Source organism: Leifsonia sp. AK011 (assembly GCF_013410945.1).
Lineage (GTDB): Bacteria > Actinomycetota > Actinomycetes > Actinomycetales > Microbacteriaceae > Rhodoglobus.
Map to the genome: position 1 here is coordinate 1772789 of NZ_JACCCH010000001.1, position 15055 is coordinate 1787843.

18 protein-coding genes are annotated in these 15055 nt (G+C 66.0%); 12 read left to right on the forward strand and 6 right to left on the reverse strand.

All coding sequences use genetic code 11. From position 1 onward, the window contains the following. The first annotated feature begins 5 nt into the window (after window positions 1–5). Window positions 6–410, forward strand: a complete 405-nt coding sequence (locus HDC94_RS08650; RefSeq protein ID WP_179496697.1) for a VOC family protein — start codon at window positions 6–8, stop codon at window positions 408–410. Here the strand turns inward: HDC94_RS08650 and HDC94_RS08655 are convergent. Next, window positions 390–1409, reverse strand: coding sequence for an LLM class flavin-dependent oxidoreductase (locus tag HDC94_RS08655; protein ID WP_179496698.1), 1020 nt, complete (start codon window positions 1407–1409; stop codon window positions 390–392). The two genes, HDC94_RS08650 and HDC94_RS08655, sit on opposite strands and share 21 nt — an antisense overlap. 76 nt (window positions 1410–1485) lie before the next feature. Here HDC94_RS08655 and HDC94_RS08660 point away from each other — a divergent pair, with 76 nt between their 5' ends. Genes HDC94_RS08660 through HDC94_RS08690 form a run of 7 tightly spaced genes read left to right on the forward strand, consistent with a single transcriptional unit; the run spans window position 1486 to window position 8698 of the window. After that, window positions 1486–1857 carry a MerR family transcriptional regulator gene (locus tag HDC94_RS08660; RefSeq protein ID WP_179496699.1) on the forward strand — a complete coding sequence of 124 codons (372 nt, stop codon included), beginning with the start codon at window positions 1486–1488 and terminating at the stop codon, window positions 1855–1857. After that, window positions 1857–2186 (forward strand): co-chaperone YbbN, encoded by a 330-nt coding sequence (locus HDC94_RS08665; protein WP_179496701.1) that lies wholly within the window; start codon window positions 1857–1859, stop codon window positions 2184–2186. Before HDC94_RS08660 ends, HDC94_RS08665 begins: the two co-directional genes overlap by 1 nt. Window positions 2187–2227: 41 nt before the next feature. Next, window positions 2228–3427 (forward strand): 23S rRNA (adenine(2503)-C(2))-methyltransferase RlmN, encoded by a 1200-nt coding sequence (gene rlmN / locus HDC94_RS08670; RefSeq protein WP_179496703.1) that lies wholly within the window; start codon window positions 2228–2230, stop codon window positions 3425–3427. 33 nt (window positions 3428–3460) lie between these two features. Continuing rightward, on the forward strand, window positions 3461–5866 hold the full coding sequence (locus tag HDC94_RS08675) for an HAD-IC family P-type ATPase (protein WP_179496705.1): 2406 nt from the start codon (window positions 3461–3463) through the stop codon (window positions 5864–5866). Further along, the gene (locus tag HDC94_RS08680) at window positions 5863–6372 is read left to right on the forward strand and encodes a cupin domain-containing protein (protein WP_179496707.1); all 510 of its coding nucleotides are present in this window, start codon (window positions 5863–5865) and stop codon (window positions 6370–6372) included. The genes HDC94_RS08675 and HDC94_RS08680 overlap by 4 nt, the downstream gene beginning before the upstream one ends. 50 nt (window positions 6373–6422) lie before the next feature. Next, window positions 6423–7097, forward strand: coding sequence for a Pr6Pr family membrane protein (locus tag HDC94_RS08685; RefSeq protein WP_179496709.1), 675 nt, complete (start codon window positions 6423–6425; stop codon window positions 7095–7097). Window positions 7098–7147: 50 nt separating this feature from the next. Then, the gene (locus HDC94_RS08690; protein ID WP_179496711.1) at window positions 7148–8698 is read left to right on the forward strand and encodes a flotillin family protein; all 1551 of its coding nucleotides are present in this window, start codon (window positions 7148–7150) and stop codon (window positions 8696–8698) included. Window positions 8699–8706: 8 nt separating this feature from the next. Here HDC94_RS08690 and HDC94_RS08695 read toward each other — a convergent pair whose 3' ends face one another. The 4 genes from HDC94_RS08695 to HDC94_RS08710 form a co-directional block, all read right to left on the reverse strand. Further along, the gene (locus HDC94_RS08695; protein ID WP_179496713.1) at window positions 8707–9078 is read right to left on the reverse strand and encodes an RNA-binding S4 domain-containing protein; all 372 of its coding nucleotides are present in this window, start codon (window positions 9076–9078) and stop codon (window positions 8707–8709) included. Continuing rightward, entirely contained in the window at window positions 9079–10209 is a 1131-nt protein-coding gene (locus HDC94_RS08700; protein ID WP_179496715.1) for a hypothetical protein, read from the reverse strand. A 63-nt stretch (window positions 10210–10272) separates the two neighbouring features. Continuing rightward, window positions 10273–10716, reverse strand: coding sequence for a hypothetical protein (locus tag HDC94_RS08705; RefSeq protein ID WP_179496717.1), 444 nt, complete (start codon window positions 10714–10716; stop codon window positions 10273–10275). Window positions 10717–10763: 47 nt separating this feature from the next. Further along, window positions 10764–11576 (reverse strand): DUF1295 domain-containing protein, encoded by an 813-nt coding sequence (locus HDC94_RS08710; protein WP_179496719.1) that lies wholly within the window; start codon window positions 11574–11576, stop codon window positions 10764–10766. 58 nt (window positions 11577–11634) lie between these two features. Here HDC94_RS08710 and HDC94_RS08715 point away from each other — a divergent pair, with 58 nt between their 5' ends. From HDC94_RS08715 to HDC94_RS08730, 4 genes are all read left to right on the forward strand, one after another. Next, complete coding sequence (locus HDC94_RS08715; protein WP_179496721.1) at window positions 11635–12252, forward strand: CDP-alcohol phosphatidyltransferase family protein; 618 nt, start codon at window positions 11635–11637, stop codon at window positions 12250–12252. A 17-nt stretch (window positions 12253–12269) separates the two neighbouring features. Continuing rightward, a complete protein-coding gene (locus HDC94_RS08720) occupies window positions 12270–12746 on the forward strand; it encodes an FHA domain-containing protein (RefSeq protein ID WP_179496724.1) in 477 nt (158 codons plus the stop codon). Continuing rightward, on the forward strand, window positions 12746–13444 hold the full coding sequence (locus tag HDC94_RS08725) for a MerR family transcriptional regulator (protein WP_179496726.1): 699 nt from the start codon (window positions 12746–12748) through the stop codon (window positions 13442–13444). Before HDC94_RS08720 ends, HDC94_RS08725 begins: the two co-directional genes overlap by 1 nt. A gap of 131 nt (window positions 13445–13575) precedes the next feature. Next, the gene (locus tag HDC94_RS08730; RefSeq protein ID WP_179496728.1) at window positions 13576–14127 is read left to right on the forward strand and encodes a MerR family transcriptional regulator; all 552 of its coding nucleotides are present in this window, start codon (window positions 13576–13578) and stop codon (window positions 14125–14127) included. Window positions 14128–14211: 84 nt separating this feature from the next. Here the strand turns inward: HDC94_RS08730 and HDC94_RS08735 are convergent, their stop codons facing one another. Then, on the reverse strand, window positions 14212–15021 hold the full coding sequence (locus HDC94_RS08735) for a ParA family protein (protein WP_179496730.1): 810 nt from the start codon (window positions 15019–15021) through the stop codon (window positions 14212–14214). Between the last annotated feature and the right edge of the window lie 34 nt (window positions 15022–15055).

Below are 15055 nucleotides of genomic sequence, written 5' to 3' on the forward strand. Positions count from 1 at the left end.
ACACCATGAATTTCTCCTCGGTTCGGATCATCACTGATGACGTCGATCGTCTCGCCGCCTTCTACGAGCTCGTTACGGGCGCCGTCGCCACGCGACCAGCGCCCGTCTTCGCCGAGTTCCGCACAGAAGTTGGCACGCTCGCGATCGCGAGTCCGGCTACGGTCGCGATGCTAGGAGCGCGCGCACCTCAAGCGGGATCCAACCGTGCCCTGATCGTCGAATTCCAGGTCGATGACGTGGATTCCGAATTCGCGCGGCTCCGAGGCCGGCTCGATGACATTGTCCTCGAGCCCACCACCATGCCGTGGGGCAATCGCTCCACCATCTTCGGCGACCCCGACGGCAATCTCGTCAACCTGTTCTCGCGACCCGCAGAAAGAGCGGCTCCGCTAGCGCCACCCTGCAGCTGAGGACACGTCGCTGACGATCGACTCGAGGATCCTCGCGTTGAACTCGACGCCGAGCTGGTTCGGCACCGTCACGAGCACGGTGTCGGCGGCCGCGACCGCGGCATCCTGCGCCAGTTCCGCGGCGATTGCGTCGGGCTCGCCGATGTAGCTGCGCCCGAAGCGTGAGAGCGCGCCGTCGAGCATCCCGACCTGGTCCTTGGCATCTGCCTGGGCACGCAGCCCGAAGTAGTGGCGGGTCTCGTCGTCGATGATGGGCAGGATGCTGCGGCTCACCGACACGCGGGGCTCGCGTTCCCACCCCGCCTCCGCCCAGGCGGAACGGAAGAGCGCGATCTGCTCCGCCTGCAACTCATCGAACGGAACTCCGGTGTCCTCCGTGAGGAGGGTCGAGCTCATGAGGTTCATGCCCTGCTCCGCGGTCCACGTCGCTGTGGCACGAGTGCCGGAGCCCCACCAGATGCGGTCGGCGAGGCCGGGGGACTGGGGCTGGATGGAGAGCGGTGCGCTCGACCCGGTCATCTTCGGGTTGCTGAGCGCGACGCCCGCCCCCGCGATGGCGGCCCGGAAGACCTCGGTGTGGGTCCGCGCCATGTCCGCATCGGTCTCGCCGTCGGCTGGAACGTACCCGAAGGACTCATAGCCGTTCAGTGCGGTCTCCGGTGACCCGCGGCTGATGCCGAGCTGGAGGCGACCGTTGCTGATGAGGTCGGTGATCGACGCCTCCTCTGCCGCGTACAACGGGTTTTCGTACCTCATGTCGATGACGCCGGTGCCGATCTCGATGCGCGACGTGCGTGCGGCCATGGCCGCGAGGAGCGGATACGGAGAGGCCAGCTGGCGGGCGAAGTGGTGCACTCGCACGTACGCGCCATCCACGCCCAGTTCCTCGGCCGCGACGGCCAGCTCGATGGTCTGCAGCAGTGCGTCCTGGCCGGTGTGCACGAGCGATCCCGGCACGGCCTGCCAGTGTCCGAAGGAGAGGAAACCGATGCGTTTCATAGTGCCGCAGCGTAGTCGAGAAGTCGTGGCACACCGACTTGACCTTGCCCCACGGGGCAGGGTTTACCGTGGGGCCATGAGAATCGGGGAGCTGGCCGAACGGGCCGGGGTGAGCACCAAAGCCGTGCGCTACTACGAGTCCCTCGGGCTGCTGTCCGCGCCGCGACTCGAGAACGGGTACCGGGACTTCGACGACCGCGACGTCTCCCTCGTGCGGGAGATCAACGGGCTCGTCGCGCTCGGAGTGCGTGCCGAGCAGGCGCGGCCTTTTGTGGAGTGCCTGGTGGCGGGCAACGAGCGTGGACACGACTGTCCTGAGTCGCTCGAGGCGTACCGCGCGGCGCTCGCCGAGCTTGACTCCAGCATCGAGGAGCTGACCCGCCGGCGGGCTGCTCTCGCGGAGCTTCTGGAACGTGCTTCCGGTTGCTCGACGTGCGGGGCGGCGTGATGGGCACCTTGGGTGCCGTGACGGATGACACCTTCGAGAGCGCTGTGCTCGCGGCATCCGGGGTCGTCATCGTCGACTTCTGGGCCGAATGGTGCCCGCCCTGCAAGCATCTCGAGCCCGTTCTCGAGCAGCTGGCCTCAGAGCATCCGGAGATCACGATCGTGAAGATGGATGCCGACGCCAACCCCGAGCGGACGATCGAGTACGGCGCGCTCTCCCTCCCGACGCTCAAGGTCTTCGTCGACGGTCGTCTGGACCGCACGCTCGTCGGCGCGAAACCGCGTGCAGCCCTGGAGCGCGAGCTGGCGAAGTACCTCACCGTTCCGTAGCCCTCCGGAGAGAGCAGGCCGCAGCAAGTTACCCTCAATACATGGACAAGATTGTGCGGGACGCCCGACCCCAGGTGCGACCGACCCCCGAGGGGTGGAAGCAGGCCATGGGTCCGGATGGGCGACCCGCCCTCCAGTTCGCCTCGCCGAAGCGCGGCAAGCCGCCCGTGCATCTCGCCGACCTCACGCCGGAAGCGCGCCGCGAGCGGCTCAAGGAGCTCGGGATGCCCGCCTACCGTGCGGCCCAACTCTCGACCCACTACTTCTCCCACTACACCGATGTGGCGTCCGACATGACGGACTTGCCCGCCTCGGGTCGCGAGGAGCTCGTCGCCGGAATGCTCCCGCCTCTGCTCACCGAGGTGCGTCGCCTCGAGACGGACAAGGGCGACACGATCAAGTTCCTCTGGAAGCTGCACGATGGCGCGCTCGTCGAGTCCGTGCTCATGCGCTACCCCGGCAGGATCACGCTGTGCGTCTCGTCGCAGGCCGGCTGCGGCATGAACTGCCCCTTCTGCGCGACCGGGCAGGCGGGCCTCACCCGCAACATGTCGACCGCCGAGATCATCGACCAGATCGTGCGCGCCAACAAGGCCATCGCCGCGGGGGAGCTAGGTGGCCCCGTGCGAGGCGAGGGCGGCGAACGCGTCACCAACATCGTCTTCATGGGCATGGGCGAGCCCCTCGCCAACTACAAGCGCGTTGTCGATGCTGTGCGCATCATGACGGCACCGCAGCCCGAAGGGCTCGGTATGTCTGCTCGGCACATCACCGTGTCGACGGTCGGCCTCGTGCCCGCCATCCTCAAGCTCGCCGAGGAGAAGATCCCGGTCACCTTCGCGCTCTCGCTCCACGCGCCCGACGACGAGCTCCGCGACGAGCTCATCCCCGTCAACTCCCGCTGGAAGGTCGACGAGGCGCTGGATGCCGCCCGCTCCTACTTCGAGGCGACCGGTCGCCGCGTCTCGATCGAGTACGCACTCATCAAGGACATGAACGACCACGGATGGCGCGCCGACCTCCTTGCCGCAAAACTCAACGAGCGCGGCAAGGGGTGGGTCCACGTCAACCCGATCCCGCTGAATCCGACTCCCGGCTCGATCTGGACCTCGTCGGAGCCCGACGTGATGCGCGAGTTCGTTCGCCGGATCGAGGCCGCGGGCATCCCCACGACGCTGCGCGACACTCGCGGCAAGGACATCGACGGGGCCTGCGGGCAGCTCGCCGCATCCGACTCCTGACGCTGACGAAGGTCCGTCGCTAGGATCAGCACCATGCTGAGGGGCGACGCGGGGCCGGCGGGGACGCAGGAAGCGGGACTCACCTCCGCCGAGGTGGCGGAACGCCACGCGGATGGCAGGACCAACGACTTCTCCCCGCCCTCCAGCCGCAGCCTCGGAGCGATCCTGCGCGCGAACGTGCTCACGCTGTTCAACGGGATCATCGCGGGCTGTTTCATCGTTCTGCTGGCGATCGGGCACTGGCAGGACGCGCTGTTCGGACTGAGCGCCCTCGCGAACGCGATTATCGGCACGGTGCAGGAGTACAGGGCGAAGCTCGCGCTCGACAAGCTCGCACTCCTCAACGCGCCGCTGGCGAGGGTCCGACGCGACGGACTCGAGCAGCAGGTTCCGGTCGCCGACGTGGTGCTGGATGACCTGCTCGAGTTGCGGCCGGGCGAGCAGATTCCGGCGGACGCCGTGGTCGTGGCATCCGCTCGCCTGCAGGTCGACGAGTCGATGCTCACGGGGGAGTCCGACCCCGTGGACAAGGATCCGGACGACCGTTTGCTCTCAGGTTCCGTCATCGTGGCCGGTGAGGGTGCCGCCCGAGTCGACCGGGTGGGTGCCGATTCCTTCGCCAACCAGCTCGCGAGCCAGGCGAAGCGCTTCTCACTCGTCGCGTCGGAGTTGCGCTCCTCGATCAACCGCGTGCTGAAATGGCTGACTTGGGCGATCGGCCCCCTCACTCTCCTCGTGCTCAATGCCCAGATGGTGACCGAGGGCGGGTGGGCGGTCGCCATCGAATCGGGCGACTGGCGCTCGGCCGCGGTGGACACTATCGCTGCGGTCGTTGCGATGATTCCGCTCGGGCTGGTTCTGATGACGAGCATCGCGTTTGCGGTGGGTGCGGTGAAGCTCTCGGCCCGCAAGGTGCTCGTGCAGGAACTCGCCGCAGTCGAGGGCCTCGCCAGGGTCGACATCATCTGCCTGGACAAGACCGGCACTCTGACGGCGGGCGACATTGTCTTCGACGAAGCTCATCCGCTCGGCAATGACAGCAGTGACGACTGGAAGCGCGTGCTCGCGTGGAACGGCGCAGAACCCGATGCCAACGCGACCGCACGGTGTCTCGCGCCGGAGTTTCCCGTGCAGGAAGCGATCGAGGCCACCCATCGGATCCCGTTCTCGTCCGCTCGCAAATGGAGTGCCGTGTCCTTTGCGACCGGGCCGTCGGGCGCTTGGGTCCTGGGTGGCCCGGAGATGGTGTTCGCGGATGCACCCCAGCACGAGCCACTTCTGGCCCGGGCAGCGCAACTCGCTGGGTCCGGCAAGAGGACCCTCGTGCTGGCCCAGGCTCCCGCGAAGCTGACCGCGGCGGACGCGGAGGCCGAAAAGCGCCCCGAGGGCCTCGTGCCCCTGGCCCTCCTGACGTTTCGGGAGAGCATCCGTCCCGATGCTCGCAAGACGCTCGACTACTTCGCCGAGCAGGGCGTCGACGTCCGCATCATCTCGGGGGACAACCCGCACACGGTCGCGGCGATCGCGCGCGAGGTGGGCCTTGAGTCTGCCCAGGGCTATGACGCTCGTGACCTGCCAGAGGACGAAAAGGAACTGCGGTCCGTCCTCGAGAAGAACCAGGTATTCGGTCGAGTGACCCCCGAGCAGAAGCGCGCAATCGTGCTCTCCCTCAAGGCTGCGGGACACACCGTCGCCATGACGGGAGACGGTGTCAACGATGCCCTCGCGATCAAGGATGCGGACATCGGCATCGCGATGGAATCGGGCTCGGCCGCGACGAAGGCTGTGGCCAGACTCATCCTCCTCGACGGCAAGTTCTCGCACCTGCCCGGTGTGGTAAGGGAGGGGAGGCAGGTCATTGCGAACGTCGAGCGTGTCTCGATGCTCTTCCTCTCGAAAACTGCCTACGCCGTCGCGCTTGCCCTGATCTTCGGCGTTTTTCTCATGGAGTTCCCGTTCCTTCCGAGGCAGCTGTCGGTCACCGATGGACTGACGATCGGCATCCCGGCCTTCTTCCTCGCCCTGCTGCCGAACGCGCGACGCTACGAACCTGGCTTCCTCCGCCGATCTCTGGCCTTCGCCATCCCCGCGGGAATCGTGATCGCGCTCATGATCACGGCGATCGCCCTCATCGCGAACGCACAGCAGGTCACCGTTGCGGAGGAGCGCACGGGCGCAACGATCGCCATCGCCCTCGCGGGCCTCGCCGTGCTCGTGTCGAAGTCGCTGCCGTTCACCTGGATCAAGGGTGCGATCGTCGCCGCGATGGTGCTCGGGCTGATTCTCGTGCTCGTCGTACCGATCGCCAGCTCGTTCCTCATCCTCGTGCCCCTGCCGGCCGAGTACCTCAGCTCCGTCCTGGTGTGTGTCGGGTTCGCGGTGATCGGAATCGGGCTCGTGCACATCCTGCACTCACGGCTGGTCCTGGGGCGACGATGACGCGGCCTACAGCCCAACAGATCATCGAGGCGCTCGATCTGGCGCCGGCGCAGACGTGCGGATACGTGCGTGTGAGCTATGCGAACGATGTCCGCCTAGCGGAGGGTGTCCTGCCTGAGCCGTTCCAGTCGGCGCGGCCGCTCGGCACCGCGCTCTACTTCCTCGTCGCCCCTGAGGCGCCGGTGAAGCTCCACCGCATACGCAACGACCAGCTCTACCACTACTACTCCGGGGACCCACTCGAGCTCTTGCTTCTCATGGCGGATGGCACGAGCCAGCGCCACACGATCGGGCCGGACATCCTCGCCGGGCACGAGGTGCAACTGCTGATTCCGGGAGGGACCTTCCACACGGCGCGCGTGGCGGGTGACTGGTTCCTCGGCGGCTCGACGGAGTGGCCGGGTGTGGTGCCCGAGGACGTTGAACTCGGAGACGCGGATGCCCTGGCTCAGCGTCATCCCGACGTCGCCGAGTTGATCCGTACCTACCCACTTCCGCGCAGCTAGCATGTGGTCAGCTGACCCGAGTCAGCGCAGACCGCAATCACGAGGACCCCATGAGACCAGCCTTCGGAATCTTCCGCCTCCTTGCCGCTGGCGCGGGTATCGCCGCGATCGTCGGCCAGCTGATCACGAGCCTCGACTACTGGGCCAAGAATGACGTCACCAATGTTCCACTCGCCCTGGTGAACTTCTTCAGCTTCTTCACGATCCTCTCCAATGTCGGAGCCATCATCGTGATGCTCATCGGCGGGTACCTGCTCTTCACCCGCAAAGCTGGTGACCCCTCGTGGTACAACCTGCTGCGAGCATCGGTCGCCACCTACATGATCATCACGGGCATCGTCTACAACCTGCTGCTGCGTGGCATCCAGCTGCCGCAGGGCACCACCCTCGAGTGGTCCAATGAGATCCTCCACGTCGCGATCCCCATCGTCATGCTGCTCGACTGGATCTTCACGCCCGGCCGCCTCCCCATCGAGTGGAACCAGCTCTGGAAGTTTCTTGTCTTCCCGGTCGTCTGGGTGGTGTACACGATGGTCCGTGGGCCCTTCACACCCAACGAGCTTGCGGGTACCTCCTACTGGTATCCGTACCCTTTCCTCAACCCGTACATCTCGCACAACGGGTACCTCTCGGTGGCCTTCTACATCGTGCTCATCGCGGCGACGATCGGACTTGTCGCAGCGGGGGTCATCTGGGTGTCCCGTCGCAAGCCGGTGTTCAGCTAGCGGCAATCTCAGAGGCTGGCGCACCGCGCCTGCCCCGATAGTCTGAGGTTATGTTCTCCTTCAGCCTCGACCCCCTCGTGAACCTCATCGCCATTGGCGCAGTCGTGCTCGTCGTCCTGATCGTGCTCATCGTGCTGCTCCGCGGCATCAAGGTCGCGAAGCCCGACGAGGCGATCATCGTCACCTCGCGCCAGAAGGCGCTGAAGAGCGGACAGGTAGAGACGGAGAACGCCGGGCAACGGGTCGTTTTCGGATCTCGTGTCTTCGTCAAGCCGATCGTCGAGGCGTACTTCAAGCTCAGCCTGCGAAGCCGGCAGCTCAACGTGCAGGCAACGGCCCAGACGCGGGATGCGATCACCATCCGCGTCAACGCGGTTGCCGTCGTCAAGGTCGGTGGTTCCGAGTCGATGGTTCGGGCCGCCGCCCAGCGATTCCTCAACCAGCAGGACCAGATCGAAACGTCGACCGAAGAGGTGCTGAGCGGTTCCGTCCGCTCGATCGTCGGACAGCTCACGGTCACCGAGATCATCACCAACCGCAGCGCCCTGCAGGGGCAGGTGCTCGAGGCCGTTCGCGAATCGCTCGATGTGCAGGGTCTGACGATCGACACTCTGCAGATCAAGGAGATCGACGACGACAACGGTTACATCAAGGATCTGGGCCGCGCCGAAGCAGCTCGCGTGAAGCAGGTGGCCGAGATCGCCGAGTCCGTCTCGCGCCAGGCCTCGGAAGAGGCCCGCATCGCCGCCGACCAGGCTGTCGCCGAGTCCCAGCGCAAGCTCGACCTGCGCAACGCCGAGATCCAGAAGGAGACCGACAAGGCTCGGGCGGAAGCCGCCGCCGCCGCCCCGCTCGCCGAGGCGATCGCCCAGCAGGAGGTCGTGGCCCAGCAGGAGGTTACCGCGGGCAAGCGCGTCGGACTCCGCAAGCAGGAGTTGGATGCCGAGATCCGCGCGGTCGCGGATGCCGAGGCCTACGCCATCGCCAAGAACGCCGAGGCCAACGCCCTCGCCGCCGTCGCGAACGCCAACGCCGATCGCGACGCGCGTCGCTCCGCAGCGGAGGCCATCGAGGCTGAGGGTGTTGCCGAGCGGAACCGTCGTCGCAGCGCGGCGGAAGCTGTGGAGGCCGAAGGTATCGCCGAGAAGAACCGCCGTATCGCGGCATCCGAGGCACTTCAGGCCGAGGGTGAGGCCGAGGCAGTGGCCATTCGCGTTCGCGGTAACGCAGAAGCCGAGGCGACCAAGCTCAAGGCGGAGGCCCTCGCTGAGCGTGCTGGAGACCTCCTCCGTCAGCAGATCATCGACCAGCTGCCCGAGATCGTCCGCGCCGCATCGGAGCCGCTCGGCTCGATCGGAACCATGACCGTCATCTCCTCGGACGGCAAGGGCACCGAGCAGGTCGGTCAGAACGTGGCCAGCCAGCTCACGACCGTGACCCAGATCCTCAAGGACCTCGTGGGAATCGATCTCGGCGACATCGTGACGGGTCGAGTGACCGGCCAGGCGATCGGAGAAGGACTGGCCGGCGGGTCGAGCACGGCCCGTCGGAGAGCTGCGAAGTCGGCGAAGGCCGATGGTTCGGTCGAACCCAAGGCCTGATCCAAGTCCTAGGAGCGCCCCAGCAGGCGGTCGATATCGCGCCGCTCCCGCTTGGTGGGTCGCCCGGCGCCACGGTCCCGCCGAGGGATGAAGGCCGTCTCCTCGGGGGCTGGCAACGGCGGGGAGTTGTCCACGTAGGCTGTGGCGGCGATGGCCGGTGACACACGCTTGACGAGCAGTTCGTTCACACTGAGGATCCGGTCGAACCCTGCAATGCGCACGCGAACCTCATCGCCCCGCTTGATCGCCTGCGCGGCCTTGGCACGCTCCCCGTTGACCTTGACGTGCCCCGCTCGGCAGCCAGTCGTCGCTGCGGAGCGTGTCTTGTAGATGCGCACAGCCCAGAGCCAGCTGTCGACGCGCACGGTTCCGGCTGCCATTTAGTACCAGTTGTACGCTTCGGAGTGCGCCCAGGCACCACACGGTGAGCCGTAACGACCCTGGATGTAGATCAGGCCCCACATGATCTGCGTCTCGTAGTTGGTTCGCCAGTCGGCACCATAGTTCGCCATTTTGCTGCCCGGAAGCGACTGGGGGATGCCGTACGCACCGCTCGATGCGTTGTACGCGTTGGTGCGCCATCCCGATTCGCGGTTCCACAGCCAGATCAGGCAATTGCCCTGGTCCGCGCCGAAGCCCATCGCCGCGAGTTGACCCATCGCGAAGGCCTGGGCCGCAGCAACGTTGTTGACCTCGTTGCCCGGCACGGTGAAACCGCCCCCACCGTCGTAGGACCCGCCTGCTCCGGGGCCGCCGGAGTCCGGTCCGCCGTTTGCCTCGAGCCCGATGCGGTACTCCTGCTCGAGACGTACCGTCGTGCCCTTCAGGCTGGCGAGTTGTTCGTAGAGTTGCGTGAGCCTGGACTGCTGCTCGGCTACGGCCGCGTCGGCTGCGTTGGCTGCGGCCGTGGCGGCATCCGAGGCCTGTGTGGCCGTTACGGAGAGCCGGTCGCGTTCCTGCCTCGCGACCTCGGCCTGGTCGGCGAGTGACTGTGCCTGGTTGCGATCCTGCTCGGCCTGGGCCAAGGCGTCGCCCACCTGCCCGCCAACGCGACCCAGTGCCCCGAGCCGGTAGAGAAGATCATCGGAGTCGTCGCTGCCCGAGACGAGGAGGACGGTGGTGAGATCCCCACCGCTCGACCGGTAGAGCGCGGCGGCGAGTTGCCCCGCTTCCTCTGCGGATGCTGTGGCCCGTGCCGCTGCAGCGTCCGACTGGTCCGCGAGGGCAGCGGCCGAGGCAGTGATTCGTTCCAGTGCGGACCGGGCGGCTGCGGCCTCGGCCTCGCGGGCCGCAGCGGTGTCGCCGAGTCGAGCGGCTTCCGCCTGGAGTCCATCGAGCAGGCTGCTGATGTTGGCAACCGTGGCCGCCGTTGCCGCCTCGTTGTTGCGTGCGGCTTCGACCTCGTCCCACGTCGGGTAGTCGACGGCAGAGGCGGATGCCACAGATCCGGCCACCAGCGCGAGTGCGAGCGCGCCGGACAGCGCGCCGAATCGCCTCGCTCGGGAGCTCATGGTTCTAGGGTAGACACTCCTGTGACGAAAGTGAACCGTGTGACTGGTGTTACTGGACGAGCGTCAGGCCGTGGCGAGCTCTGATTTCCAGCGGACGAGATCCCTCACGACGGGGCTGGGGTCCGCGGCGAGCACTTCCATGGCATCCGATGGCACGAAGAAATTGACCGCGAGGAATCCACGGACCCGCTCGGAGGGATCCGTCGCCAACGACCGCAGGACGTCGCAGGGCGTCGTCTCGTTTCGCGCGACGCAGGCGCGGACCTCAGGATCCGGGTCGCGAGCGAGCTTCTCAAAGACCTCCTCGGGGAGGTGGTAGTCGAGCGCGGCCCGCTCGCGGATGCGTGGGTTCGGATCCTCGGCGAGAAGTCGCAGACGGGCGATCTTCGATGCGGTCACCGGTGGCGCGGGATGCAGGGCGGCCGCCTCTTCCGCGGTCAGCATCGCGGGAGCCTGGGCCTTCATCTGCGCGCGCTGCGCGGGAGTGTTGAACCTGATGCACGACATGCGGGTACGTTAGCCGCCTTGTGTTCGGAGCGGAGGGAGCAACGCCGCTAGGCCGTGACTCGACGAGCGGCGCGACGCGGCGGCAGCGGAACTACGGGGGAGGTGGTCGCCTGGTAGTCCGCGTACTCCGGGTAGCGCGACTTGGTGATCGACTCGGTGAAGATCGTCGAGCCGATGAACAGGCCGGTGAGCAGGAGTGCGCCGAGAACCGTCCACTGCAGGAGCGAGCCGGCCGCAATCGCGCCGAAGAGGAAGAGCGCCCACCACTGCGCCTGCTCGAAGAAGAAATTGGGATGCCGCGAGTACTTCCACAGTCCCGTCTGCAGGAATCGCGGACGGAAGTCGGCCCCGCCGGCCTTCTTCTGCTGGTGGAAATTCCACTGCTGCTGGTCGGCGATCGTCTCGCCGGCCAGCAACGCGAGGAAGAGCACCGTCACAGCGACGTCGAGAACTCCGAATGGAGTGTCGCGGTGCTCGAACGCCGTGAGGGTCGGGAGCGTGATGAGCACGAGGATCGTGTTCTGGTACAGCACGATGAAGAGCAGATTGAAGATCTCGAACTGCCACCCCTTCATGCGAGCACGAAGGATCGGCCAGCGGTAGTCCTCGGTGCCCGAGTAGCCGCCCTTCCTCGCGAAGTTGAAGGTGAGCCGGGCCCCCCAGAGCGTCACAAGCACGGCCATGACGTTGAGGCGGGTGTCGGCGAGCCCCGCGTACGCGGCGAAGACCCACACGTAGATCACCGGAACGATCGACCACAGACGATCGACCCAGGAGTGTTCCTTCGTGATGAGGGACATGATCCAGGTGAAGGCGCACACTGCTGCCGCGATGAGGATGACGGTGACGAGCGGAGACATGACCGCATCCTACTGCTGCGTCGGATCGCGGTCACCGTCGCCTCGCTAGACTCCAGTCGTGGGATCGACCAGGGCGAGTGACGTCAGTAGCAGGGTGCTGACCGTACCCAACCTGCTGAGCTTCCTGCGGCTCCTTCTCGTGCCCGTGTTCCTTTCGCTCATCATCCAGGGCAATGATGCCCTCGCCCTTCTCGTCCTCGTGATCTCGAGCGTCACAGACTTCCTCGACGGGCTCATTGCGCGAACGTTCCGCCAGATCTCAAGGCTGGGACAGCTTCTCGATCCGGCCGCTGACCGGCTCTTCATCTTCGCTGCGCTTATCGGACTGGCCGTGCGCGAGGTGATTCCGTGGTGGCTGCTGGTCATCATCGTCGGGCGCGACGTGATGCTCCTCGGCATTGGCATCGTCCTCGCAAACTTCGGGTTCGGTCCGCTCCCGGTTCATCACCTCGGCAAGGTCGCAACCCTCTGCCTGTTCTATGCACTGCCCATCCTCATGCTGGGCCAGGCCTTCCCGGATGTCGCGTGGATCGCCGATCCGTTGGGATGGGCCTTCGCGATCTGGGGCGCCTTCCTCTACTGGTGGGCTGGGGCCGTGTACCTCATCGAGGCGGTCAGGGTGGTTCGGATGACGAGGGTCGAGGACCGTGCGAAATCCGATACGCTGGGTGGCTAGAACAAGGAGGGTTTCCGATGGTTGATTCCGCTGGTCAGGATGACACCGCCGGTAGGGTGCCCTCAAGCGACGACACCACCGTTCACTACGGTGATGAATTCGCGGCACAGCTGGCGGCGCTCGATGGTGGAGTTTCCGGTGAAGAGGTCGACGCGATTGCCGCTCTTCCCTCCGGATCTGCTCTCCTCATCGTGAGGCGCGGGCCCAACGTCGGTGCTCGCTTCCTGTTGGACGGGGATGTCACGACCGTCGGTCGCCATCCCGACGCGGACATCTTCCTCGACGACGTGACCGTGTCGCGTCGTCACGCTGAATTCCTGCGTCACGGAACGACGTTCCAGGTCAAGGACCTCGGTTCGCTGAACGGCACGTACTTCGACGGTGTTCGCATCGACACCGCGCTCCTCAGCGACGGTGCAGAGGTGCAAGTGGGCAAGTTCCGACTGACGTTCTATGCGTCACGGCTGGATCTCGCTCACCTGGCTGGTTCGTAGTGCCGCGCAGTGCGGCCCAGACGCGCGCGTCTGGGAGTTCCTCGCTATTGAGCATTGGCCAGGTGCTCGCCAAGCTCAACCCGGAGTTTCCCGACCTGTCGCCGTCCAAGCTGCGGTTCCTCGAGGAACGACAACTCGTCTCCCCGGCGCGAACCGAGTCCGGCTACCGCAAGTTCTCGGCCGCTGACATGGATCGGCTCCGCTTCGTACTCACGATGCAGCGTGACCACTACCTCCCGCTCAAGGTCATCCGGGGATTCCTCGAGGACCTCGATGCCGGTCGAACCCCGGAGTTGCCCGGCGGCGCTGTTGCAGCGCCTTCAATGCTCTCCTCTGAGCGGAAGCTCACGAAGGATGAGTTGATTCGTGAGGCCGGCGCGAACGCGATGCTCCTCGGCGATGCGATCTCGGCGTCTCTCATCGTTCCGGGTGAGGTCTTCGGGGAGGACGCCCTCTACGTGCTCAAGGCCCTCGTGGAGTTGCAGAGATCCGGAATCGAGCCGCGTCACCTTCGGGGCTTCCGCGCAGCGGCCGAGCGTGAACTGGGCCTCATCGAGAACGCTCTCATGCCCGTCGCACGCCGCAAGGATGCCGCGAGCAGGGCGCGGGCGGCCGAGATGGCGCGCGAGATCGCAGGGCAGCTCGAAATTGTTCGGAGCAGTCTCATCCGATCTGCCCTGACACGACTTGATTCGTAGTAGCGTCGAATCAATCCGACACGCCCGGCTAGTGTCGGCGATCCGCCCTCGCGGTGAGTACCGTGGGGAGCCGCAAGACATTAAGCGTCAACCTCAAGATGAGGGTTTGGCTAGCCAGAAGGAGCCCGGACATGACTGAACTCAGCCGTAACGAGGAGACTCGCTACGACCTCGGTCTGCTCTTCACCGATGGGCTCCCGGAGCTCGACGACGCAGCGGGCTACCGCGGTGCCATTGCGGCTCGCGCGGCGGGCATCAGCTACCGTCAGCTCGACTACTGGGCTCGCACCCAGCTCGTCGAGCCCACCGTTCGCGGTGCGGCCGGTTCCGGTTCCCAGCGACTCTACGGCTTCCGCGACATCCTTGTTCTCAAGCTCGTCAAGCGTCTTCTCGACACCGGGATCTCGCTGCAGCAGATTCGCGTGGCGGTCAACCAGCTGCGCGAAGCCGGCATCAACGACCTCGCCCAGACGACTCTCATGAGCGACGGTGCCAGCGTCTACCTGTGCACGTCGAACGACGAGGTCATCGACCTCGTGAGCCGTGGCCAGGGCGTTTTCGGCATCGCCGTGGGCAAGGTCCTGCGTGAGGTCGAGCAGGATCTCGTGGAGCTCGACTCCACCCCGGCTGAGGACCCGATGGACGAGCTCGCCCGTCGTCGCGCCGCCCGCGCCGCTTCCTAACGCAGCGGAGTCGCGACGAGGCGGGCGTCAGCCTCGCTGCGCTCGTGATGATGACGACGGGACAGTCGTCGGTAGCGCGAGGGCCTAGACAGGCTCCTCGGCGAATTCGCCGATCCTGGCTGCGCGCATCACACGCTCGAGCAACTGGTCGAAGTTGCGCGACATCTCCTGTGCGCTCTCGCCGGGCCAGACGTGAAGGGGCTTGGCAGCGCCCTGGGCCTGTTGGAGTGACGTACGCTCCGGCAACTGCGGACTCAGCACGAGCGGGCCGAACATGTCGCGCAGCTCCTTGATGCGGAACTGGTGCTCCAGCGACTGCGAACGGAGTCGGTTCACGATGATGCCGAGGGGCTGGAGACGAGGGGAGAGCCCACGACGGATCTCCTCGATGGCCCGGAGCGCGCGATCGGCGGCGGCGACGGAGAAGAGCCCCGGCTCGGTGACGATGGTGACGCGGTCACTGGCGGCCCAGGCCGTGCGGGTGAGTGCGTTGAGCGAGGGTGCGCAGTCGATGAGAACGAGGTCGTAGTCGGCCTCGACATTGGCGAGGGCCTCCTCGAGCTTCCAGATGTCGCGGATGCTCGGATGCGGGCCGTCGAAGTTGATGGCGGAGGGGGAACCGATGAGAACGTCGATCTTGCCCGGGCGGCCCTTGGTCCATCCGCTCGGAGCGATCGCAGCGCGAACGATCTTCTCCTTGGGCGAGGCCAGGACGTCTGCGATGTTGAGGTGACCGGAGACGTCGATGTCCATTCCGGTCGACACATCCGACTGCGGGTCGAGGTCGACGACGAGGGTCCGGAGGCCACGCGCGAAAGCCGCTGAGGCAAGCCCGAGCGTCACCGTGGTCTTTCCCACGCCTCCCTTGAGAGAGCTGACACTGAGTACATGCACGAACAACGACGATACCTTCACTACTGTTAAGAAC

Bases quoted from the DNA above. Each gene is read 5' to 3' on its own strand.
- HDC94_RS08680 (WP_179496707.1), top strand. From the start codon at position 5,863: ATGACGCGGCCTACAGCCCAACAGATCATCGAGGCGCTCGATCTGGCG.
- HDC94_RS08685 (WP_179496709.1), top strand. From the start codon at position 6,423: ATGAGACCAGCCTTCGGAATCTTCCGCCTCCTTGCCGCTGGCGCGGGT.
- rlmN (WP_179496703.1), top strand. From the start codon at position 2,228: ATGGACAAGATTGTGCGGGACGCCCGACCCCAGGTGCGACCGACCCCC.
- HDC94_RS08665 (WP_179496701.1), top strand. From the start codon at position 1,857: ATGGGCACCTTGGGTGCCGTGACGGATGACACCTTCGAGAGCGCTGTG.
- HDC94_RS08650 (WP_179496697.1), top strand. From the start codon at position 6: ATGAATTTCTCCTCGGTTCGGATCATCACTGATGACGTCGATCGTCTC.
- HDC94_RS08700 (WP_179496715.1), bottom strand. From the start codon at position 10,209: ATGAGCTCCCGAGCGAGGCGATTCGGCGCGCTGTCCGGCGCGCTCGCA.
- HDC94_RS08655 (WP_179496698.1), bottom strand. From the start codon at position 1,409: ATGAAACGCATCGGTTTCCTCTCCTTCGGACACTGGCAGGCCGTGCCG.
- HDC94_RS08660 (WP_179496699.1), top strand. From the start codon at position 1,486: ATGAGAATCGGGGAGCTGGCCGAACGGGCCGGGGTGAGCACCAAAGCC.
- HDC94_RS08720 (WP_179496724.1), top strand. From the start codon at position 12,270: ATGGTTGATTCCGCTGGTCAGGATGACACCGCCGGTAGGGTGCCCTCA.
- HDC94_RS08705 (WP_179496717.1), bottom strand. From the start codon at position 10,716: ATGTCGTGCATCAGGTTCAACACTCCCGCGCAGCGCGCGCAGATGAAG.
- HDC94_RS08695 (WP_179496713.1), bottom strand. From the start codon at position 9,078: ATGGCAGCCGGAACCGTGCGCGTCGACAGCTGGCTCTGGGCTGTGCGC.
- HDC94_RS08730 (WP_179496728.1), top strand. From the start codon at position 13,576: ATGACTGAACTCAGCCGTAACGAGGAGACTCGCTACGACCTCGGTCTG.
- HDC94_RS08675 (WP_179496705.1), top strand. From the start codon at position 3,461: ATGCTGAGGGGCGACGCGGGGCCGGCGGGGACGCAGGAAGCGGGACTC.
- HDC94_RS08710 (WP_179496719.1), bottom strand. From the start codon at position 11,576: ATGTCTCCGCTCGTCACCGTCATCCTCATCGCGGCAGCAGTGTGCGCC.
- HDC94_RS08690 (WP_179496711.1), top strand. From the start codon at position 7,148: ATGTTCTCCTTCAGCCTCGACCCCCTCGTGAACCTCATCGCCATTGGC.